This is a genomic window from Ramlibacter sp. PS4R-6, assembly GCF_037572775.1.
Lineage (GTDB): Bacteria > Pseudomonadota > Gammaproteobacteria > Burkholderiales > Burkholderiaceae_C > Ramlibacter.
The window spans coordinates 932,766-954,362 of record NZ_JBBHKA010000001.1; the positions used below are offsets into that span (position 1 = coordinate 932,766).

Consider the following 21,597-nt stretch of genomic DNA (forward strand, 5'->3'; position numbering starts at 1 on the left):
AGCCCCGCGACATACAATCGATGGCTTTCGCCCGCACCCCGGGGAACCGGGGTGCGGGCGCATGCTCGAACCCCTTTCACGCCCGGAGCTTCCCCGTGTTCATTTCCAGCGCCTATGCCCAGACCGCCGCCGGCGGCGACATGTCTTCCTCCCTGATGAGCATGCTGCCGCTGGTGCTCATGTTCGTCGTCCTGTACTTCATCATGATCCGTCCCCAGATGAAGCGGCAGAAGGAGCACCGCGCGATGCTGGATGCGCTGGCCAAGGGCGACGAGGTCGCCACTTCCGGCGGCATGGTCGGCAAGGTGACCAAGCTGGGCGACTCGATGCTGTCCATCGAGGTCGCCAACGGCGTCGAGGTCCAGGTGCAGCGCCACGCCGTGGTCCAGGTGCTTCCCAAGGGTACGGTGAAGTGAATCGTTACCCCGCCTGGAAGTACGTCCTGATCGTGATCGCGCTCCTGGTGGGCGCGATCTACACCTTGCCGAACTTCTTCGGCGAGGCGCCGGCGGTGCAGGTGTCGTCGGCCAAGGCGACGGTCAAGGTCGACGCGACGACCGAAGCGCGCGTACGCGACGCGCTGGGCAAGGCCGGCATCCAGCCCGAGGAAGTGGCGCTGGACCCGAACTCGGTCAAGGCCCGCTTCACCAACACCGATACGCAGCTCAAGGCCAAGGACGCGATCCAGCGCGCGCTCAACCCCGACCCGGCCGACCCCACCTACGTGGTCGCGCTGAACCTGCTGTCCGGCTCGCCCAAGTGGCTGTCGTCCCTGCGCGCCGCGCCCATGTACCTGGGCCTGGACCTGCGCGGCGGCGTGCACTTCATGCTGCAGGTGGACATGCAGGCGGCTCTGACCAAGAAGGCCGAGTCGCTGGCCGGCGACCTGCGCACGTCGTTCCGCGAGAAGAACGTGCGCCACGGCGGCATCAACCGCAGCGGCCAGCAGATCGAGGTGCGCTTCCGCGACCAGGCCACGCTGCAGGCCGCGAAGAACGTGCTGCAGGACCAGTTCCCGGACCTGCAGTCCACCGACGGCCCCGACGGCACGGAATACCGCATGGTCGCCGCGATCAAGCCGGAGGCGGCGCGCCGCGTGCAGGAGCAGGCGCTCAAGCAGAACATGGTCACGCTGCACAACCGGATCAACGAGCTGGGCGTGGCCGAGCCCGTGATCCAGCAGCAGGGCCTCGACCGCATCGTCGTGCAGCTGCCCGGCGTGCAGGACACCGCCAAGGCCAAGGAGATCCTGGGCCGCACGGCCACGCTGGAAATCCGCATGGTCGACGAGAGCGCCGAGGCGCGCGGCGCCGAGCTGGGCACCGCGCCCGTGCCCTTCGGCGACGAGAAATTCCTCGAGCGCCGCGGCCAGTCCGTGGTGGTCAAGAAGCAGGTGATCCTCACCGGCGACAACCTCACCGACGCGCAGCCCGGCTTCGACAACCAGACGCAGGAGCCGGCCGTGCACCTGACGCTGGACGCCAAGGGCGCGCGCATCTTCCGCGACGTCACGCGCGAGAACGTCGGCAAGCGCATGGCCATCCTGCTGTTCGAGAAGGGCAAGGGCGAGGTCGTCACCGCCCCCGTGATCCGCGGCGAGATCGGCGGCGGGCGCGTGCAGATCTCCGGCGCGATGACCACCACCGAGGCCAACGACGTCGCGCTGCTGCTGCGCGCGGGCTCGCTGGCCGCGCCGATGGAGATCATCGAGGAATACACCATCGGCCCGACGCTGGGCGCCGAGAACATCACCAAGGGCTTCCACAGCGTCGCCTGGGGCTTCGCCGGCATCTGCCTGTTCATGACCGTGTACTACATGCTGTTCGGCGTGTTCTCGGCGGTGGCGCTGGGCGTGAACCTGCTGCTGCTGGTGGCGGTGCTGTCCATGCTGCAGGCCACGCTCACGCTGCCCGGCATGGCGGCCATGGCGCTGGCGCTGGGCATGGCCATCGACTCGAACGTGCTGATCAACGAGCGCGTGCGCGAGGAACTTCGTAACGGGGCGTCACCGCAGGCGGCGATCAACGCCGGCTACGAAAGGGCGTGGGGCACGATCTTCGACTCGAACATCACGACGCTGATCGCCGGCCTGGCGCTGCTGGCGTTCGGCTCGGGCCCGGTTCGAGGCTTCGCCGTCGTGCACTGCATCGGCATCCTCACGTCGATGTTCTCGGCGGTGTTCTTCTCGCGCGGGCTCGTCAACCTGTGGTACGGCCGGCAGAAGAAACTCAAGTCCGTTTCCATCGGCACCGTCTGGCGGCCCGGTACGGAAGGCGCTATAACCAAGGCGGAGCAGGGGTAGAAAACAGTGGAATTCTTTCGGATCCGGCGGGACATCCCGTTCATGGAGAACGCGTTGGTCTTCAACGTGGTCTCGTTCCTGACCTTTGCCGCCGCCGTCTTCTTCCTCGTCACGCGCGGCCTGCACCTGTCGGTGGAGTTCACCGGCGGCACGGTGATGGAGGTCGGCTACTCGCAGCCGGCCGACGTCGAGAAGGTGCGCCGCACCGTGGCCGGCCTGGGCTTCCAGGACGTGCAGGTGCAGAACTTCGGCACCTCGCGCGACGTGCTCATCCGCCTGCCGGCGCAAAAGGGCGTGAGCTCGGCGCAGCAAAGCGACAAGGTGCTGGCGGCCCTGAAGGCCGACGACGCCAAGGTGCAATTGCGCCGTACGGAGTTCGTCGGCCCGCAGGTCGGCGACGAGCTCGCCAGCGACGGCCTGAAGGCGCTGGCGATGGTGGTGGTGGGCATCGTCGTGTACCTTGCCTTCCGCTTCGAGTGGAAGTTCGCGGTGGCGGCCATCATCGCCAACCTGCACGACGTGGTGATCATCCTGGGCTTCTTCGCCTTCTTCCAGTGGGAGTTCTCGCTGGCGGTGCTGGCGGCGGTGCTGGCGGTGCTGGGCTATTCGGTGAACGAGTCCGTGGTCATCTTCGACCGGATCCGCGAGAACTTCCGGCGCTTCCGCAAGATGACCACCATCCAGATCATCGACAACGCCATCACGTCGACGATCAGCCGCACCATCATCACGCACGGCTGCACGCAGGCCATGGTGCTGTCCATGCTGCTGTTCGGCGGCCCCACCCTGCACCACTTCGCGCTGGCGCTGACCATCGGCATCTGCTTCGGCATCTACTCGTCGGTGTTCGTCGCCGCGGCCATCGCGATGTGGCTGGGCATCAAGCGCGACGACCTCGTGAAGGCGCCCGCGCGCCGCGAGGGCGATCCCAACGACCCCAACGCCGGCGCCACGGTGTAGGCCGCAAGGACGACGACGCTTGGCCACGCATCGCACTCCCGCCAACGGCCCCGCAGTCGCACGCAAGGCGCGGGAGCAGTTCGTCGCCAACGTCTCGGCGCTGCTCGGCCCGCTGGGCACGCAGATCCGCGCGCGCCTGCTCGAGCTGGCGCAGACCCCGGGAGGCTCCCGCGAGATGCAGGAGCGCCGCGACGCGATGATGGACTTCGACAAGAAGGGCCCCGCGTTCGTGAGCGGCACCGCCAAGGCCTGGCAGAAGGCGGTCGAGCCGCCGACGGCCACCGGGATGATGCGGCTGGACGCGATGATGAACCTGCAGCTGGTCGGCGAGGACGTGGTCGACCGCAAGATCATGTCCTCGCGCCTGGCGCTGGTCATCGGCGAGAAGGCGGTGTGGGACCTGAACGACCTGAAGGTGCGCATCCAGCACCTGGAGGGCGAGGACCAGTCCACCACCGACATCCTGCGGCCCGAGACGCTGTGCCTCACGCTGGTCGAGCAGTGGGGCGCGGCGGGCCTGTCGAACGAGGCGTGGAACCTGGTGCAGGACCTGGTGCTGAAGGTCATGCTGGAGACGGTCCCGAAGGCCTACACGCAGCTCAATGAATTCCTGGTCGCGAACAACGTGTTGCGCGACATCGACTTCAGCGCGCGCGTGCGCCGCGGTGCCAACGCGCCCGCGCAGCCGCGGCCGCCCCAGCAGCAGGCACCCGGCGAGCAGCCGCCGCAGGACTCCGGCCCCGGCACCGCCGGCGCGCCCATGGGCGGCGGCGGTGGTGGTGACTGGGGTGGTGGCGGCGGCGGTGGCGGCATGCCTGCGGGCGGTGTCGCCGGGGCCGGCGGCAGCTACGGTTTTCCGGAAACGACGTACGTCGGCGGCGGCTATGGCGCACCGGCCGGCGGCGGCGGTGGTGGCGGTGGTGGTGGTGGATACGCTGGCGGCGGGCAAGCCGCCGGGGCCGCCGGCGGCTACGCACCGCAGGGTGGTGGCGGCGCGATGCCCCAGGGTGGCGGCGGCCATGCGCCGCAAGGCGGCTACGGCGCCCCGGCCGGCGGCGCGCCGCAGGGACCGATGGGCGGCAACGGCCAGGCCGGTGCGCCCATGGGTGCGCGCGGCGCCGGCGGCGCGCAGCACACGGGCGGCGGGCACGCGTCCACCGGCCATGCGCCGCACACGGGCATCTCCGACGAGACGCGCATGATGACGTCCAGCCCGCCGCTCGCGCGGGCGCGGGCGCGGGCCAGCGGCGTCATCGGCCAGCTCAAGCGGCTGCTCACCGATCGCGTGGCCGGCTACGACGCGGCGCCGGCGACGCGGCCTTCGCCCGCGCTGGCCGAGGCGCTGTCGCACGAGATCTCGCGCGTGCACGACACGGTCGTCGAGCATACGCGCGGCGGCGCCGCGGGCGCCGGCGCCGGCGACGAGGACGCGATCGTCGTCTACGACGACGCCGCCGTGCAGCGCGTCGCGGTCGACCTGCGCCAGCGCACCGGCGAGCTCAAGAAGAAGGCCAACACCGACAGCGAGAAGGCCACGATCGAGATCGTGGCGCTGATGTTCCAGGCGATCCTCGCCGAGGAGCGCATCCCCGCGGCCATCCGCGTGTGGTTCGCGCGCCTGCAGATGCCGGTGCTGCGCGTGGCCATCGGCGAGCCCGAGTTCTTCAGCACGCTGGAGCATCCGGCGCGCCAGCTGATCGACCGCATGGGCTCGGTGGTGATGGGCTTCGACGCCGGCTCCATCAACGGCAGCGCGCTGGAGCTCGAGATCAAGCGCATCGTGCAGGTGATCGAGCAGTACCCCGAGACGGGCCGGCGCGTGTTCCAGCTGGTGTACGAGGAGTTCCAGAAGTTCCTCGCCAAGTTCCTCACCGAGGAGCAGTCGCGCCAGAAGGTGGTCAGCGTCGCGCAGCAGGTCGAGCAGAAGGAAACGATGGCGATCCAGTACACCATCGAGATGCGCAAGCTGCTCGCCGACATGCCGGTGCGCGAGGAAATCCGCGAGTTCCTGTTCAAGGTGTGGGCCGAGGTGCTGGCGCTGGCCGCCGTCAAGCACGGCCCCAAGAACGAGGAGACGCTGGCCTTCAAGGCGGCGGCCTCCGAGCTGGTGTGGGCCGCCAGCGCCAAGCCCAACCGCAGCGAGCGCGCCAAGGTGATCCAGGACCTGCCCAAGTTGCTCGGGCGCCTGCGCCAGGGCATGGCGCTGGTGGGCATCACGGGCAAGGCGCAGGAAGCGCAGGTCAAGGCGATCGGCGACATCTTCGCCGACGCGTTCCTGTCCAAGACCGAGGCGATCCCGCAGGACCGCATCGACGCGATGACCAAGCGGCTGGAGAACCTCGAGGACTTCGTCGGCGAGGACCCGGACACCGACCTGCCGCTGGACCGCGAGAGCATCGAGATGATGCTGGGCATCGACGCCTCGATGATCGAGGTGATCGCCGACGGCGGCTCCAAGCCGAACGCCGCCATGATCTCCTGGGCCAACGAGCTGCAGCTGGGCAACTGGTTCGCGCTGGACCACAACGGCGCCACCACGCAGGTGCAGTACGTGTGGCGCAGCGAGCGCAAGCAGCTGCACCTGTTCGCCGCGCGCGGCGGCCGCAGCTACCTGGTGCAGGCCAAGCGCCTGGCGGCCTACCTGCAGGCGGGCCTGCTGCTGCCGGCCGAGGAAGAAGCGCTCACCGTGCGCGCCACGCGCGACGCGCTCGCGAAACTCGACGCGAACCCCGAACGGCTGTTCCAGTAAGGAGCGCCAAGGGCGCGCGTGGCGCGCCGTTCAGTGCGCGATGCGCGACTCCGGCGAGTCGCACAACTCGTCGAGCACCAGGGCGTCGGGCTGCTGCCCGAAGCTCCAGTAGACCATCAGCACGATGATCTTCAGGTCGTCGAGCGACACCGGGTCGCCGGGCGCGGCCATGGCGCGGTCCATCACGATCTCGCGCATCGTCGGCGGCAGCACGCCCGCGCCGGCGAGGAAGGCGATGAAGCCCAGGCACTCGGCGCCCAGGTGTTCCTGCTCCGCCGGCGAATACACGCGCAGGCTGGAAGCCGCTGCGGCGAGCGCGGGCGCTTCTTCGGGAAGGGCGGCGTTCTGCGCCGCGAAGTTCAGGCCGTCGAGCCAGACGAGGGCCGCGTGGATCTCTTCGGGCTCGAAGCCGTGGGCGCTGAGTTTCCGTTCGAGAGTCTGGAGCTCGGGGCATTGGTCGCCCCGCCAGTAGTGTTCGTAGACAAAGACGAGCACATCGAACATTGAGCGCGAATATAACGGCTTTGCCGCCGCGTGCACGCGCGTTTTTGCGCGGTGTTGCGCGGCTGCAATAACCCGGGCGGCGCTCAGGCGCTGGCAATGCGCTGGTACAGGCCGCCCGCCAGGCGCGCAACCTGCCCCGCCAGTTCCAGTTCGAGCAGGCGCGCCTGCAGCTGCGGCGCGGCGATGCCGGTGCGGGCGACGAGCGCATCGAGCGTGGACGGATCGAACCCCAGTGCGTCGAGCACCGCATCGCCGCCTGCGGCCGGTGCGCGCAGCGGCGCGGTGGCGGCGGCCGCGCGGCCCGCGAGCTGCGGCAGCTCCTCCAGCACGTCCTGCGCGGTCTCCACCAGCTTGGCGCCCTGCTTGATCAGCGCATGGCAGCCGCGCGACTGCGGCGAGTGGATGGAGCCGGGGATCGCGAACACCTCCTTGCCCTGCTCCGCCGCCTGCTTCGCGGTGATGAGCGAGCCCGACTGCAGCGCCGCCTCCACCACCACGGTGCCATGGGTGAGCGCCGCGATGATGCGGTTGCGCTTGGGGAAGTTGGGCGCCAGCGGCGGCGTGCCCACCGGGTATTCGCTGACGATCAGCCCGCGCGCGGCGATGCGGTGGGCGAGGTCGCGGTGCTGCTTGGGATAGACGCGGTCCAGGCCCGTGCCGACGACGGCGACGGTGGCCACCGTGCCCGGGGCCGCGCCGGCCAGCGCGCCTTCGTGCGCTGCGCCGTCGATGCCCAGCGCCAGGCCCGAGACCACGGTGAGACCCGAGCGCGCGAAGCTCTCGGCGAAGGCGCGCGCGTTGGCCACGCCTTGCGCCGTCGCGTTGCGGCTGCCGACGATGGCGATGCCGTCGGGCCACGGCGTCGGCGGCTCGCCGGTCACGTACAGCACCAGCGGCGGGTCGGCGATCTGCAGCAGCCCCGGCGGGTAGCGCGCATCGGCCAGCGTGAGGACGTGGCGCGGCGCGTCGGCGTCGCCGGCCTCCAGCCATTGCAGCGTGCGCTCGACCTGCTGCGCGAAATCCTCATGCGGCGTTGCGAGGGCCTCGGCCTCCTGCGGGCCGACGACCTGTTTCAGCGCGGCGAGGGGCTGGGCGATGACGGTCGCCGGCAGGCCGAAGGCGGCGAGCAGGCGCCGCGCCGACTGGTTGCCCACACCCGGCAGCGCGAGACGCAGCCAGCCGGCCAGCTCCTCGCGGTCCATGGGATGCGGTCGTTCAGCGCGGGCTGGCGACGCGGTCGCCGATCTGCACCGTGTCGTTGATCTCGAGGATCAGCGCGTACGAGAGCTTCTCGAAGGGGCGGAACACCATCAGCAGGCCGTTGCGCTCGTCGGGCAGCTTCATGTTCGCGACCTGGCCCGACTGCGTGCGGTCCACCCGGCGCTCGCCGGTCTTCAGGATGGCCAGCACGGTGCCGGTGTCGACGCCGTCGGCCGTGCCCTTGTCGATCATCACCACCTGGTTCTGGCCCGCCAGCGACACGGCGTCGCCGTACACGGACACGATGGTGCCGCCCATCGGGCCCGCCGGTGCGTGCGGCACGTAGCTGGTGAACTGGCGCGGCGGCTCGGGCAGCAGGCGGTCGCCCACGCGCATCTCCTCCTTGGCGGAGACGATGTCGATGGTGGCCGGGATCACGGTGTTGCCGCCGGTCCACTGCGACCAGAAGGGCGACGACGCCTCGGGCTGCGAGCCTTCGCTGCGAACCAGCTGCGCCTTGCCGACGTACTGGGCCTCGAAGCCCAGCACTTGCTTCGTCTCGGGGTGCTTGATGGCGCGCGCGTTGCGGAACACGCGCCAGTCCTCGCTGCGGCCCGCGACCTTCATGACCATGGGCGTGGTGGACAGGCCGCGTGCGTAGGCGCGGTCGCCGCGCGTGATGAGCACGCGCATCTCGGGCACTGCCACGATGCGCGGGGCTGCGAGCAACTCGGCGTCGCCGACGACGAGCGGCTCGGCCAGGAAGGGCTCGATCAGGTTCGGCTGCAGCGTGGGCACGGCGCTGGTGTCGGCCAGCGGGTTGATGCGCACGCGCGGCGAGACCTTCACCGTCTCCAGCGCCGGGTCGGCGCCGGCGTCGCCGCCGCGCACGCGCAGGCGCGCGCGGCCGTCCAACTTTTCCAGAATGAGCTGCTGGCCGGGGTAGATCAAGTGGGGGTTCTTGACCTCCTCCATGTTCATGCCCCACAGCTCGGGCCAGCGCCACGGGCTCTTGAGGAAGATGCCGGAGATGGCCCACAGCGTGTCGCCGCGCTTGACCGTGTACTGGTCCGGCGCGTCGGGCGCCAGCTCCGACAGCGGCACGCCCGACGTGGCCACCGCCTGCGCCGTCGAGCGCTGGTCCGTGGTGATCGGGAAGCGCGACTGCGCGGTCGCGGCGCCGGCCGCGAGCAGCGCGGCGAGCCCGGCGCACGCGAGCGCGACGGCGGGCAGGCGGGGACGTTGGACAGGCTTCAGCGGGGTGCGGTGTTGCATCGGCTGCGCGGCCGCCGGCTTGCGCAGGCGGTCGAAAGTCTTGACAAAGTACTGATGATTCTGCGCCCAAGCCCTTGATACGGCAACGTTTATGCCCACCGTGTCCAGCCTTGGGCGCCAAAAGTAGCGAAAATAGCGACACAAAATTGCGACAGCCATGGCCCTGCTTCCCATCCTGACCTATCCCGATCCGCGCCTGCACACGGTCGCCAAGCCCGTGGCCGCGGTCGACGCCCGCATCCGCCAGCTGGTGGCGGACATGCTGGACACCATGTACGACGCCAACGGCATCGGCCTGGCCGCCACCCAGGTGGACGTGCACGAGCGGGTGATCGTGATCGACGTGTCGGAAGAGCGCAACCAGCCGCTGGTGGTCATCAACCCCGAGATCACCTGGGCCAGCGAGGAGACGCAGGTCAACGACGAAGGGTGCCTGTCGGTGCCCGGCATCTACGACGGCGTGGAGCGCCCGTCACGCGTGAAGGTGGCGGCGCTGGACACCGACGGCAAGTTGCGCACCATCGAGGCCGAGGGCCTGCTTGCCGTGTGCATCCAGCACGAGATGGACCACCTGCGCGGCAAGGTGTTCGTCGAGTACCTGTCGCCGCTCAAGCGCAACCGGATCAAGACCAAGATGCTCAAGGCGCAGCGCGACGCCGAGCGCGCCTGAACCCACCGCCACCCGGAGACTCTTCGATGCAGTACCTGAAGATCGCCAGCGCCGCCTTCGCGGCCGCCCTGCTGTCCGCCTGCGCCGTCTTCGGCGCGCGCGAAATCCCGCCCGGCACGCCCAAGGACCAGGTGATCGCCAAGGCCGGGCGTCCCACGCGCATCGTGCCGCTGCCCGGCGGCGGCGAGCGGCTGCAGTACTCGCTGCAGCCCGCGGGCCAGCAGGCCTGGATGGTCGACCTCGACGCCTCGGGGCGCGCGGTGCGCGTGTACCAGGCGCTGACCGACCCCAATTTCAACCGCATCCAGGTGGGCTGGACGGCCGCCGACATCGAACGCGAATTCGGCCCGCCCGGCAAGATCGACCGCGTCTCCAGCTTCCGCGGCGTCGTCTGGGAATACCGCTGGCAGGACGTCATGGGCGGGAACATGTTCTACTGGGTCTACGTGGACCCGAACGGCATCGTGCAGCGCGCCCACCCCGGGATGGAATGGATCAACGCCCCGGACTTCACCCGCCGATAGGACCCCGATCTTCGACAACCTGCGCGTCATCTTCGCCGGCACCCCCGAATTCGCGCGGGTCGCCCTCCAGCGGCTGCACGCCGCGCGCTTTCCCATCCCGCTGGTGCTGACGCAGCCGGACCGGCCCGCGGGCCGCGGCATGAAGCTGCAGCCCTCGCCGGTCAAGCAGTTCGCGCAGGAGCACGGCATCGCCGTCGCGCAGCCGCGCAGCCTGCGGCTGGACGGCAAGTACCCCGACGACGCCCGCGCCGCCAAGGCAGCGATCGAGGCTGCGCGCGCCGACGTGATGGTGGTGGCGGCCTATGGCCTGATCCTGCCGCAGTGGGTGCTCGATGCCCCGCGCCTGGGTTGCCTGAACATCCATGCGTCGCTGCTGCCACGGTGGCGCGGCGCGGCCCCCATCCACCGCGCCATCGAAGCGGGCGATGCCGAGACCGGCGTGACCATCATGCAGATGGACGCGGGACTGGACACCGGCGACATGCTGCTCGTCGAGCGCACGCCGATCACGGCGGACGACACCACGGGATCGCTGCACGACAGGCTTGCGACGCTGGGGGGCCGCCTGGTCGTCGAGGCGCTGGAGATGGCGGCCTGCGGCGGCCTCACGCGCACGCCGCAGCCGGCCGATGGCGTGACCTACGCGAACAAGATCGACAAGGCCGAAGCGGCGATCGACTGGTCGCAGCCGGCGGAGGCGATCGCGCGGCGCGTGCGTGCGTTCAATCCCGCGCCCGGTGCTTCGGCGACCATTCGCGGTGAAGCCCTCAAGGTGTGGCGCGCGAATGCCGCGCCCGGACGTGGCGGCGCCGCACCCGGCACCGTCGTCGCCATCGACGAGGCCGGCATCGGCGTGGCCTGCGGCGACGGCTCGCGCCTGGACATCACCGAGCTGCAGCGCGCCGGCGGCAAGCGGCTGGCGGCCACCGACTTCCTGCGCGGCTTCCCGCTCGAAGCCGGCCAGCGCTTGGGCTGATGTTCTTCCGCCGCGAGAACTACACGCATCCCGCCTTCAAGGAGGCGGCGCTGGCCATGCTGCCGCTGGCCACGGGCATCTCGGCGTGGGGCCTGATGACCGGCGTGGCGATGGTCAAGTCCGGCATGAGCGTGGTCGAGGCGCTGGCCATGACCTTCCTCGTCTACGCCGGCAGCTCCCAGCTGGCGTCGATCCCGCTCATCGTGGCCGGCGCGCCGATCTGGGTGATCTGGGCCACGGGCTTTTGCGTCAACCTGCGCTTCGTCGTGTTCAGCCTGCACCTGCGGCCGTACCTGATGCACATGCCGCGCTGGCGCCGGCTGGTGAACGGCTACCTCACCGCCGACATGAGCTACGCGATGTTCACGCGCCGCTTCCCCACGCCGGGCACGACGCCGGAGCGCAAGCGCGAGGAGGAAGCCTTCCTCTCGGGCAACTACTTCGTCACGTGGACCAGCTGGATGACGGCGAGCGTCATCGGCATCGTGCTGGGCAACCTGGTCCCGACGTCGTGGGGCCTGGGCTTCGCCGGCGTGCTGTGCCTGGTGGGCATCCTCGCGTCGCTCGCCAACACGCCGCTGCGCAAGCTGGCGGCGGTGATCGCGGGCGCCGCCGCGGTGGCCGCGTACGCGCTGCCGCTGAAACTCAACATCGTCGTCGCGATCACGGTCGCGGTGGCCGTGAGCTTCTGGCTGGAGCGCCGCGCCCCCGCGGCCACGCAGGAGCCGGCATGAGGGGCACGGACTTCTGGACCCTCGCGGTCATCGTCGGCCTGGCCGGCGTGAGCGTGCTCACGCGCTGCTTCTTCTTCATCCTCGACCGGCCGTGGACGCTGCCGGCCTGGGCCGACCGCGCGCTGCAGTACGCGCCGGTGGCCGCGCTGGCCGGCGTGGTCGCGCCGGAAGTCGTGATGAGCGCCGGCCAGCTCGTGCCCACCTGGCAGGACGCGCGCCTGTTCGCGGCCCCCGTCGGCGCCCTGCTCTTCTACTGGCGGCGCAGCGTCCTGCTGACCATCGCCGGTGGTATGGCCGTGTACCTGCCGCTGCACCTGGGACTGGGCTGGTGAGTTCCTAGAATCGGGGGATGAACATCCTTCGCTTCTCCGACCTCTGTGCCCAGGGCCGCGCGCGCGGCCAGCGCGTCTTCATCCGTGCCGACCTCAACGTGCCCCAGGACGATGCCGGCAACATCACCGAGGACACGCGCGTGCGCGCGTCGGTCCCCTGCATCCGCATGGCGCTCGATGCCGGCGCCGCGGTGATGGTGACCTCGCACCTGGGCCGCCCGACCGAAGGCGAGTTCAAGCCCGAGGATTCGCTCGCGCCGGTCGCGAAGCGCCTGGGCGAGCTGCTGGGCCGCGAGGTGCCGCTCAAGCGCGATTGGGTGGCCGGTGTCGACGTGAAGCCCGGCGAGGTGGTGCTGCTGGAGAACTGCCGCGTGAACAAGGGCGAGAAGAAGAACAGCCCGGAACTCGCGCAGAAGCTCGCGCAGCTGTGCGACATCTACGTCAACGACGCCTTCGGCACGGCGCACCGCGCCGAGGCCACCACCTATGGCATCGCGCAGTACGCCAAGGTGGCGTGCGCGGGCCCGCTGCTGGCGGCCGAGATCGACGCGATCACGAAGGCGCTGGCGCAACCGAAGCGGCCGCTGGTGGCCATCGTCGCGGGCTCCAAGGTCTCGACCAAGCTCACCATCCTGCAATCGCTGGCGAAGAACGTCGACCAGCTGGTGGTGGGCGGCGGCATTGCCAACACCTTCATGCTGGCCGCGGGCCTGCCCATCGGCAAGTCGCTGGCCGAAGCCGACCTGCTCGGCGATGCCAAGGCCGTGATCGAAGCGATGAAGGCGCGCGGCGCCGCGGTGCCGATCCCCACCGACGTGGTCGTTGCCAAGACCTTCGCGGCCGATGCGCCGGCGACGGTGAAGGCCGCGAAGGACGTCGCGCCCGACGACATGATCCTGGACATCGGCCCCGAGACCGCGAAGCAGCTCGCGCAGCAGCTCAAGGCCGCGGGCACCATCGTGTGGAACGGCCCCGTCGGCGTGTTCGAGTTCGACGCGTTCGCCCACGGCACCGAAACGGTGGCGCGCGCCATCGCGCAGTCCGACGCCTTCAGCATCGCCGGCGGCGGGGACACGCTGGCGGCCATCGCCAAGTACGGCATCGAGAAGGACATCGGCTACATCTCCACCGGCGGCGGGGCCTTCCTGGAGGTGCTGGAGGGCAAGCAGCTGCCGGCCTTCGAGATCCTGGAGAAGCGTGCCAAGGGCTGACATGCCTCGGCAACGTCGTTCGGCGACAATGGGCCGCAAGGAGAACTGAAGCCCATGGCCCGTCGCGCCACCAAGATCGTCGCCACCCTCGGCCCCGCCTCGAGCGAGCCGCAACTGCTCGAGCAGATGATCCGCGCGGGGGTGAACTGCGTGCGGCTGAACTTCAGCCACGGCAAGGCGCAGGACCACATCGACCGCGCCAACCTCGTTCGCGAGGCCGCGCAGCGCGCGGGCCGCGAGGTGGCCATCATGGCCGACCTGCAGGGCCCCAAGATCCGCGTCGGCAAGTTCGCGGACGGCAAGGCCATGCTGGAGCCGGGCGCGAAGTTCACGCTGGATGCCTCGCGCACCGAGCCGGGCGATGCCCGCGGCGTGGGCCTGGACTACAAGGAGCTGCCGCGCGACGTGAAGCCCGGCGACGTGCTGCTGCTCAACGACGGGCTCATCGTGCTCACGGTCGACGGCGTCCGTGGCGAGGAGATCCTCACGACCGTGAAGCTGGGCGGCGTGCTGTCCAACAACAAGGGCATCAACAAGATGGGCGGCGGCCTGACGGCTCCCGCCCTCACGGCGAAGGACATGGAAGACATCCGCACCGCGATGGCCTTCCACGCCGACTACGTGGCGGTGAGCTTCCCGAAGAACGCCACCGACATGGAGATGGCCCGCCAGCTGTGCAACGTGGCCGGCGCCGAGCAGCGCCACAAGCCGGGCCTGATCGCCAAGATCGAGCGCGCCGAGGCCATCCCCAACCTCGAAGCCATCCTTGACGCGAGCGACGGCATCATGGTCGCGCGCGGCGACCTCGCGGTCGAGGTCGGCAACGCCGCGGTCCCGGCGCTGCAGAAACGCATGATCCGCATGGCGCGCGAGCGCGACAAGGTCGTCATCACCGCCACGCAGATGATGGAGTCGATGATCACCAACCCCGTGCCCACGCGCGCGGAAGTCAGCGACGTGGCCAACGCCGTGCTCGACGGCACGGACGCGGTGATGACCAGCGCCGAGACGGCCGCCGGCAAGTACCCGCTGGAGACCGTGATCGAGATGGCCAACATCTGCTCCGAGGCGGAGAAGGCCGAGGACGTGAAGCTCGACGCCGATTTCTCGGGTATGACCTTCTCGCGCATCGACCAGTCGATCGCGATGGGCGCGCTCTTCACGGCGCACCACCTGGGGTGCAAGGCGATCGTGGCGCTGACCGATTCGGGCTCGACGCCGCTGTGGATGAGCCGGCACCTCGTGCACATCCCGATCTACGCGCTGACGCCGCGCCTGACGACGCAGCGCAAGATGGCGCTGTACCGCAACGTGCGCCCGCTGCTGATGGACCAGAGCGCCGAGCGCGACGAGGCGCTGCGCGAAGCGGAGTCGCACCTGAAGAAGCGCGGGATCATGCAAAGCGGCGACATCTACGCCATCACCTGCGGCGAACCCATGGGCGCCCCGGGCGGCACCAACATGCTGAAGATCTGCCGGGTGGCCTGAAAGCGCCGGGGGCCCACGGCTGAGCTCCCCTGCCGAGCCTCGCCTCGTAAAATCGCGGCAGTCTCTTCAACTCCCCGCAGGAAGCTCACCATGCCGCTCGTCTCCATGCGCCAGCTGCTCGACCATGCCGCCGAAAACGGCTATGGCATCCCGGCCTTCAACGTCAACAACCTCGAACAGGTCCAGGCCGTCATGGAGGCGGCCAAGGAAACCCGTTCGCCAGTGATCCTGCAGGCCTCGGCCGGCGCCCGCAAGTACGCCGGCGAGCCCTTCATCAAGCACCTGATCCTGGCGGCGCTGGAAGCCTACCCGGAGACGCCGCTGGTCATGCACCAGGACCACGGCCAGAGCCCCGACGTCTGCGCCGGCGCCATCAAGCTCGGTTTTTCCTCCGTGATGATGGACGGCTCGCTCGAGGCCGACGGCAAGACCATCGCCAGCTACGACTACAACGTGGACGTGACGCGCAAGGTGGTCGACATGGCGCACAAGCTGGGCGTCACGGTCGAGGGCGAGCTGGGCTGCCTCGGTTCGCTCGAGACCATGAAGGGCGACAAGGAAGACGGCCACGGCACCGAAGCGACGATGACGCGCGAGCAGCTGCTCACCGACCCCGAGCAGGCCGCCGACTTCGTCAAGCGCACGCAGCTCGATGCGCTGGCCATCGCCATCGGCACGAGCCACGGCGCGTACAAGTTCTCGCGCAAGCCCACGGGCGACATCCTCGCCATCGACCGCATCAAGGAAATCCACCGCCGCATCCCCAACACGCACCTGGTGATGCACGGCTCCTCATCGGTGCCGCAGGACCTGCTGGCCATCATCAACCAGTACGGCGGCAAGATGAAGGAAACGTACGGCGTGCCGGTCGAGGAGATCCAGGAAGCCATCAAGCACGGCGTGCGCAAGATCAACATCGACACCGACATCCGCCTGGCGATGACCGGCGCGGTGCGCAAGTTCCTGGCCGAGAACCCGGACAAGTTCGACGCGCGCGAATGGCTCAAGCCGGCGCGCGAAGCGGCCAAGCAGATCTGCAAGCAGCGCTTCCAGCAGTTCGGCTGCGAGGGCCAGGCGCCCAAGATCAAGCCCGAGACGCTGACGGTGGTCGCGCAGAAGTACGAGAAGGGTGAGCTGGCCCAGGTCGTGGCCTGATGGTCGCGGCGCTGCACACCTCCAGCCTCACGTCGCTGCCGCTGCTCGCGCGCGGCAAGGTCCGCGACAACTACGCGGTCGGCGACGACCGCATCCTCATGGTGGCGAGCGACCGCCTGTCGGCGTTCGACGTTATCATGGGCGAGCCCATCCCCGGCAAGGGCGAAATCCTCACGCAGATGGCGCTGTTCTGGTTCGCGCGCCTGGGCCACGTCTGCCCGAACCACCTGACGGGCGACGCGCCCGAGTCGGTGGTCCAGCCCGGCGAGGTCGCGCAGGTGCGCGGCCGCACGATGCTGGTCCAGCGCCTGAAGCCGATCCCGGTCGAGGCGGTGGTGCGCGGCTACCTCGCGGGCAGCGGCTGGAAGGAGTACCAGGAGACGCAGTCGGTGTGCGGCGTGAAGTTGCCGCCCGGGCTGAAGAACGCCGGGAAGCTGCCCGAGCCGATCTTCACGCCGGCCGCCAAGGCCGAGATGGGCGAGCACGACGAGAACATCACGTACGAACAGGTCGTGAAGATCACCGGGCCCGAGGTGGCGGCGCAGATTCGCGACCTCAGCATCCGCATCTATTCCGAAGCGGCGAATTTCGCGCGCACGAAGGGCATGATCATCGCGGACACCAAGTTCGAGTTCGGCCTGGACGGCAAGGGCCGCGTGGTGCTGATGGACGAGGTGCTCACGCCCGACTCCTCGCGCTACTGGCCCATCGAGGGCTACGAAGCGGCCTATGCGAAGGGCGCGAACCCGCCGTCCTTCGACAAGCAGTTCGTGCGCGACTGGCTCGAAGCGGTGCGCATCGGCGGCAAGCCGTGGCCGAAGAAGCCGCCGGCGCCGAAGCTGCCGCAGGACGTGATCGAGAAGACCGCGGCGAAGTACCGCGAAGCGCTGGAGCGGCTGCGCGCCTAGCTCAGGACGACCGAGGACAGGCGCCGGCGGTAGGTGGCCACCACCGGGTCGTCGGGCGGGATCTGCCCGTCGGCCACCTTGGGCTTGGGCGGCTCGATGATCTCCAGGATCGCGATGTAGGTCTTGCGCGCCAGGTCTTCCTTCCACGCCTTGTCGCGCATCAGGATCTCCAGCAGTTCGTCCATCGCGTCGGTCCAGCGCTGCCGGGCCATCAGCGCCTGCGTGCGGCCGAAGCGCGCGTCGAAATCGCGCTTGTTGGCGGCGATCTTCGCGTCGAAGTCCGAAGGCTGGCCCTTCGCGTCGAGCGCGTTCATCCAGCGCTGCAGCGCGTCGAGCCTGCGCACGGCCGGCGCCTTGGCGATCACGGGCGCGAAGGCGACCTTGGCGTCGTCGCTGCGGCCGGCGGCCAAGAGCGCCTTGACGTACTCGAAGCAGGCGTCGTCGTTGGCCGGGTCGGTGGCCACGGCGTGCTGCAGCTTCTCCAGCTGCGAGGCCGGGTCGGCTGCCGCGGCGGGTTCCTCGGCCAGCACTTCTTCTTCCGGCTCCTCGCCCGCCGGCGGCAGGTGCTTGTCGAGGAACTGGCGGATCTGGCCTTCGGGCATGGCGCCCATGAAGCCGTCCACCGGCTGGCCGTTCATCAGCAGGATCACGGTGGGGATGCTGCGGATGCCGAAGGCGGCGGCCAGCTGCTGCTCCTGGTCGGAGTCGATCTTCACCAGCTTGAAGCGCCCGGCATAGTCGGCCTCGAGCTTTTCGAGGATGGGGCCGATCACCTTGCAGGGGCCGCACCAGGTGGCCCAGAAGTCCACCAGCACGGGCTGCTGCAGGGAGGCTTCGATGACCTCGGATTCGAAATTCTGGATGGTGACGTCGATCATCGGATGTAGCTGGGGAGCCGGCCCTTAAAATTCAACCTTTGGGAGAACCCATGGCGAGTTCGGTACAGGTGGGCGTGGTGATGGGTTCCAGCAGCGACTGGGACACGATGCAGCACGCAGTGGCGATTCTCCAGGAATTCGGCGTGGCGCATGAGGCCCAGGTGGTTTCGGCCCATCGCATGCCGGACGACATGTTCGCATACGCGCAGGGCGCGCAGGCCCGCGGGCTCAAGGCCATCATCGCCGGCGCGGGCGGCGCGGCGCACCTGCCGGGCATGCTGGCGGCCAAGACGGTGGTGCCGGTGCTGGGCGTTCCGGTGCCCAGCCGCCACCTGCAGGGCGTCGATTCGCTGCACAGCATCGTGCAGATGCCCAAGGGCATCCCCGTCGCCACCTTTGCCATCGGCGCCGCCGGCGCCGCCAACGCCGCGCTGTTCGCCGTGGCGCTGCTCGCCAACGAAGACGCGGCCCTGCGCAGCAAGCTCGAAGCCTTCCGCGCGCGCCAGACGGACGAGGCGCGGCAGATGAGCCTGCCCAAGGCAGGATGAGCGCCTCGGCCATCCTTCCCGGCGCCACCCTGGGCGTGTTGGGCGGCGGCCAGCTCGGCCGCATGTTCGTGCACGCGGCCCAGCGCATGGGTTATGCGACTGCGGTGCTCGACCCCGACGAAGGCAGCCCGGCCGGCCTCGTGAGCCATCACCACATGCGCGCGGCCTACCTGGACGAGGCGGGCCTCGCGGAGCTCGCGCGCGTGAGCGCCGCGGTCACCACCGAATTCGAGAACGTGCCGGCCGAGGCTCTGGAGCGCCTCGCGCGCGACGTGCCGGTCGCGCCCGGGGCGGATGCCGTGTCGATCGCGCAGGACCGCGCGCTGGAGAAGGCGCATTTCACGCGCTGCGGCGTGCCGTGCGCGCCGCATGCGGTGATCGAGTCGGACGAACACTTGCGCGCCGTCGACGAGGCGCTGCTGCCCGGCGTGCTCAAGACCGCGCGCCTGGGCTACGACGGCAAGGGCCAGGTGCGCGTCGCTACGCGCGAGGAGCTCGAGCAGGCTTGGGGCGGCCTCAAGCGCGTGCCCTGCGTGCTCGAGAAGCTGCTGGACCTCGCCTTCGAGTGCTCGGTGATCGTGGCGCGCTCTCGCACCGGCGCGATGGTGCACCTGCCCGTGCAACGCAACCTGCACCGCGGCGGCATCCTCGCGGTGACCGAGGTGCACGACGGCGCCGTGCCGCACGAGGCCGCGCAGCAGGCCATCGACGCCGCGCGCGCCGTGGCCCAGGGGCTCGGCTACGTCGGCGTGCTGTGCGTGGAGTTCTTCGTGCTGAAGGACGGCGCGCTGGTGGTCAACGAGATGGCGCCGCGGCCGCACAACAGCGGCCACTGGAGCATGGACGCCTGCAACGTCTCGCAGTTCGAATTGCAGGTGCGCACGCTGGCCAACCTGCCGCTGGTGGCGCCGCGCCAGCACAGCGCCGCGGTCATGCTCAACCTGCTGGGCGACCTGTGGTTCATCGGCGGCGAAACCGCGGCGACCCCGCGCTGGGCCAACGTGCTGGCGCTGCCCGGCACGCACCTGCACCTGTACGGCAAGGCCGACGCGCGGCGCGGGCGCAAGATGGGCCACCTCACCATCAGTGCCGCCGACCCCGCGCAGGCGCGCCGCGTCGCGCTCGACGCCGCGGCCATCCTCGGGATCGAGCCCTTCTAGGGGCCGAAAGGCGGGGCGCGGTGATCCTCGACGGTGGTACGGCGGCGGCGGTCGCGCAGGCGGCGCAGGCGCTGGCCCGCGGCGAGCTCGTCGCCTTCCCCACCGAAACCGTCTACGGCCTCGGCGCCGATGCCTCGCGCGAAGAAGCGGTCGCGAAGATCTTCGCGGCCAAGGGCCGGCCCAGCGACCACCCGCTGATCGTGCACGTGCGCGGGCGTGAAGGCATCCCGGCCTTTGCCGAATCGCTGCCGCCCTTCGCGAGCCGGTTGGTCGATGCCTTCTGGCCCGGCCCGCTGACGCTGATCCTGCCGCGGCAGGGCGGCGTGGCGGCAGCTGCCGCCGGCGGGCAGGCCTCGATCGGCCTGCGCTGTCCCGCGCACCCGGTGGCGCATGCGCTGCTGGAAGCCTGCGCGCAGGCGGGCGTGCCCGGCGTGGCCGGCCCCAGCGCCAACCGCTTCGGCCGCGTCAGCCCGACCACCGCGCAGCACGTGCAAGCCGAATTCGGCGATGCGCTGCTGGTGCTCGACGGTGGGCCCTGCCGCGTCGGCATCGAATCGACCATCGTCGACTGCACGCGCGAGGTGCCCGTGCTGCTGCGCCCGGGGATGATCACGCCGGCGCAGCTGGAGGCGGCGTGCGGCGAACGGATGCGCTCACCGGAGGAGCTCGCGCAAGCCGCGCCACGTGCCCCGGGCACGCTCGAGTCGCACTACGCGCCCAACGCCAAGGTGCGCCTGATGGACGCGAAGCAGTTGCAGACGGCGCTGAACCTGCTGGGGAACGAAGCGCGCGGGATCGCGATCTACTCCCGGGTGATCCTCACGACGTCCTCGGCGCAGGTGCTGCGCCGACGCATGCCCGACGACGCCGCCGAGACGGCGCGGCAGCTCTTCGCCGTCCTGCGCGAGTTCGACGCGCAGGGCGTCGGCCTGATCTGGGTGGAGACGCCGCCGGACACGCCCGAATGGGCCGGCGTGCGCGACCGGCTGCAGCGCGCCGCGGCGGGATGAGCCGGGACGGCCCCCCCGTTAAACTACCCCCCTCACACAAGGAACATTCCCCATGGCATTTCAGTGGATGCGCCGCGTGCTGTTCGCGCTGGCGCCGGCCGCCCTGCTCGCGCTCGGCGCCTGCGGCTCGGGTTCGATCGAGTCGCAGCTCGTGCCCACGCGACTGGTCGTCTTCGGCGACGGCTTCGCCGACCAGGGACAGGCCGCCGGCAAGCGCTACACGGTGAACGACACCTCCAAGACCTGGCCGGAGCTGATCGCCGCCGACTACGGCGTCACCACGCTCAAGGCCTCGTCGGCGGGCGGCACCAACTACGCCACCGGCAACGCGCGCGTGACCCTGGAGCCCGACGCCGCCGGCAGCACGGCAACGCTGACGATCAAGGAACAGGTCGACGCCTTCCTCGCGTCCAGCACGCCCGGTGCGACCGACCTCGTCATCCTGCAGGGTGGCCTCAGCGACATCATCGTGCAGGCGCGGGCGGTGATCGCCGGCACGCAGACACGCGACCAGATGCTGGCCAACGTGCGGCAGGCCGGCCTGGACTACGCCGACCAGGCGCGGCGCCTGAAGGCCGCCGGTGCCACGCACATCGCGATCCTGGGTGCCTACGACCTCGCACGCACCCCCTGGGGCATCTCCACCGGCCAGCAGCAACTGCTGACCGATGCGACCACCGCCTTCAACAACGCGGTGCTGGTGTCGCTCGTGAACGAGGGGCAGACGATGCTGTACATCGACACGGCGCTGCTGTTCAACCTGATGACCGGCAACCCCGCGAGCTACGCCCTGGTCAACGTCGGCAACCCCGCGTGCACCTCGGTCGATCCCGGGCCGGGCATCGGCATCGGCACGGGCCAGGTCAATTCGCTGCTGTGCACGACGGCCACGATCGCCAGCGGCGTGGACTACGCGACCTACCTGTGGGCCGACCCGGTGTACCCGACGCCCACCGGCCATTCGCGCTTCGCGAGCTTCATGTTCACCCGCGTGCACGACCGGTTCTGATCGC

General features: G+C 70.0%; 21 protein-coding genes. 17 read left to right on the forward strand and 4 right to left on the reverse strand.

Features of this window, described 5'->3' with window-relative positions:
- Positions 1-95 precede the first annotated feature (95 nt).
- Genes yajC through WG903_RS04550 form a run of 4 tightly spaced genes read left to right on the forward strand, consistent with a single transcriptional unit; the run spans position 96 to position 6,011 of the window.
- A complete protein-coding gene (gene yajC / locus WG903_RS04535) occupies positions 96-416 on the forward strand; it encodes a preprotein translocase subunit YajC (protein WP_340073035.1) in 321 nt (106 codons plus the stop codon).
- Positions 413-2,302 (forward strand): protein translocase subunit SecD, encoded by a 1,890-nt coding sequence (gene secD, locus WG903_RS04540; protein ID WP_340073036.1) that lies wholly within the window; start codon positions 413-415, stop codon positions 2,300-2,302. The genes yajC and secD overlap by 4 nt, the downstream gene beginning before the upstream one ends.
- 6 nt (positions 2,303-2,308) lie before the next feature.
- A complete protein-coding gene (secF, locus tag WG903_RS04545) occupies positions 2,309-3,262 on the forward strand; it encodes a protein translocase subunit SecF (protein ID WP_340073037.1) in 954 nt (317 codons plus the stop codon).
- A 19-nt stretch (positions 3,263-3,281) separates the two neighbouring features.
- A complete protein-coding gene (locus tag WG903_RS04550) occupies positions 3,282-6,011 on the forward strand; it encodes a DUF1631 family protein (protein WP_340073038.1) in 2,730 nt (909 codons plus the stop codon).
- A 30-nt stretch (positions 6,012-6,041) separates the two neighbouring features.
- Here WG903_RS04550 and WG903_RS04555 read toward each other — a convergent pair whose 3' ends face one another.
- From WG903_RS04555 to WG903_RS04565, 3 genes are all read right to left on the reverse strand, one after another.
- Entirely contained in the window at positions 6,042-6,515 is a 474-nt protein-coding gene (locus WG903_RS04555) for a DUF494 domain-containing protein (protein WP_340073039.1), read from the reverse strand.
- A gap of 83 nt (positions 6,516-6,598) precedes the next feature.
- Positions 6,599-7,717 carry a DNA-processing protein DprA gene (gene dprA, locus WG903_RS04560; RefSeq protein WP_340073040.1) on the reverse strand — a complete coding sequence of 373 codons (1,119 nt, stop codon included), beginning with the start codon at positions 7,715-7,717 and terminating at the stop codon, positions 6,599-6,601.
- 13 nt (positions 7,718-7,730) lie between these two features.
- The gene (locus WG903_RS04565; RefSeq protein WP_340073041.1) at positions 7,731-8,990 is read right to left on the reverse strand and encodes a LysM peptidoglycan-binding domain-containing protein; all 1,260 of its coding nucleotides are present in this window, start codon (positions 8,988-8,990) and stop codon (positions 7,731-7,733) included.
- 157 nt (positions 8,991-9,147) lie between these two features.
- On the opposite strand from WG903_RS04565, the gene def reads away from it, so the two are divergent.
- The 9 genes from def to WG903_RS04610 all read left to right on the forward strand — a co-directional run bounded on the left by def (position 9,148) and on the right by WG903_RS04610 (position 16,988).
- Positions 9,148-9,660, forward strand: a complete 513-nt coding sequence (gene def / locus WG903_RS04570; protein ID WP_340073042.1) for a peptide deformylase — start codon at positions 9,148-9,150, stop codon at positions 9,658-9,660.
- Between the two features lie 26 nt (positions 9,661-9,686).
- A complete protein-coding gene (locus WG903_RS04575) occupies positions 9,687-10,184 on the forward strand; it encodes a hypothetical protein (RefSeq protein WP_340073043.1) in 498 nt (165 codons plus the stop codon).
- 19 nt (positions 10,185-10,203) lie between these two features.
- Positions 10,204-11,160 (forward strand): methionyl-tRNA formyltransferase, encoded by a 957-nt coding sequence (fmt, locus tag WG903_RS04580; protein WP_340078193.1) that lies wholly within the window; start codon positions 10,204-10,206, stop codon positions 11,158-11,160.
- Complete coding sequence (locus tag WG903_RS04585) at positions 11,160-11,894, forward strand: AzlC family ABC transporter permease (protein WP_445263578.1); 735 nt, start codon at positions 11,160-11,162, stop codon at positions 11,892-11,894. Before fmt ends, WG903_RS04585 begins: the two co-directional genes overlap by 1 nt.
- A complete protein-coding gene (locus WG903_RS04590) occupies positions 11,891-12,226 on the forward strand; it encodes an AzlD domain-containing protein (RefSeq protein WP_340073044.1) in 336 nt (111 codons plus the stop codon). The genes WG903_RS04585 and WG903_RS04590 overlap by 4 nt, the downstream gene beginning before the upstream one ends.
- Positions 12,227-12,243: 17 nt before the next feature.
- Positions 12,244-13,437 carry a phosphoglycerate kinase gene (locus WG903_RS04595; RefSeq protein ID WP_340073045.1) on the forward strand — a complete coding sequence of 398 codons (1,194 nt, stop codon included), beginning with the start codon at positions 12,244-12,246 and terminating at the stop codon, positions 13,435-13,437.
- 54 nt (positions 13,438-13,491) lie between these two features.
- A complete protein-coding gene (pyk, locus tag WG903_RS04600) occupies positions 13,492-14,925 on the forward strand; it encodes a pyruvate kinase (protein ID WP_340073046.1) in 1,434 nt (477 codons plus the stop codon).
- Positions 14,926-15,015: 90 nt separating this feature from the next.
- Positions 15,016-16,080 (forward strand): class II fructose-bisphosphate aldolase, encoded by a 1,065-nt coding sequence (fba, locus tag WG903_RS04605; RefSeq protein ID WP_340073047.1) that lies wholly within the window; start codon positions 15,016-15,018, stop codon positions 16,078-16,080.
- Positions 16,080-16,988, forward strand: coding sequence for a phosphoribosylaminoimidazolesuccinocarboxamide synthase (locus WG903_RS04610; RefSeq protein ID WP_340073048.1), 909 nt, complete (start codon positions 16,080-16,082; stop codon positions 16,986-16,988). Before fba ends, WG903_RS04610 begins: the two co-directional genes overlap by 1 nt.
- Here the strand turns inward: WG903_RS04610 and trxA are convergent.
- Complete coding sequence (gene trxA, locus WG903_RS04615) at positions 16,985-17,866, reverse strand: thioredoxin (RefSeq protein ID WP_340073049.1); 882 nt, start codon at positions 17,864-17,866, stop codon at positions 16,985-16,987. The two genes, WG903_RS04610 and trxA, sit on opposite strands and share 4 nt — an antisense overlap.
- A 50-nt stretch (positions 17,867-17,916) precedes the next feature.
- Between trxA and purE the strand changes: the two genes are divergently transcribed.
- From purE to WG903_RS04635, 4 genes are read left to right on the forward strand one after another with little or no spacing between them, the layout of a single operon-like run.
- Positions 17,917-18,414 carry a 5-(carboxyamino)imidazole ribonucleotide mutase gene (purE, locus tag WG903_RS04620; RefSeq protein WP_340073050.1) on the forward strand — a complete coding sequence of 166 codons (498 nt, stop codon included), beginning with the start codon at positions 17,917-17,919 and terminating at the stop codon, positions 18,412-18,414.
- Entirely contained in the window at positions 18,411-19,574 is a 1,164-nt protein-coding gene (locus WG903_RS04625; RefSeq protein ID WP_340073051.1) for a 5-(carboxyamino)imidazole ribonucleotide synthase, read from the forward strand. The genes purE and WG903_RS04625 overlap by 4 nt, the downstream gene beginning before the upstream one ends.
- Before the next feature lie 20 nt (positions 19,575-19,594).
- Positions 19,595-20,584 (forward strand): L-threonylcarbamoyladenylate synthase, encoded by a 990-nt coding sequence (locus WG903_RS04630; RefSeq protein ID WP_340073052.1) that lies wholly within the window; start codon positions 19,595-19,597, stop codon positions 20,582-20,584.
- Between the two features lie 52 nt (positions 20,585-20,636).
- Positions 20,637-21,593 (forward strand): SGNH/GDSL hydrolase family protein, encoded by a 957-nt coding sequence (locus tag WG903_RS04635; RefSeq protein WP_340073053.1) that lies wholly within the window; start codon positions 20,637-20,639, stop codon positions 21,591-21,593.
- Positions 21,594-21,597 lie beyond the last annotated feature (4 nt).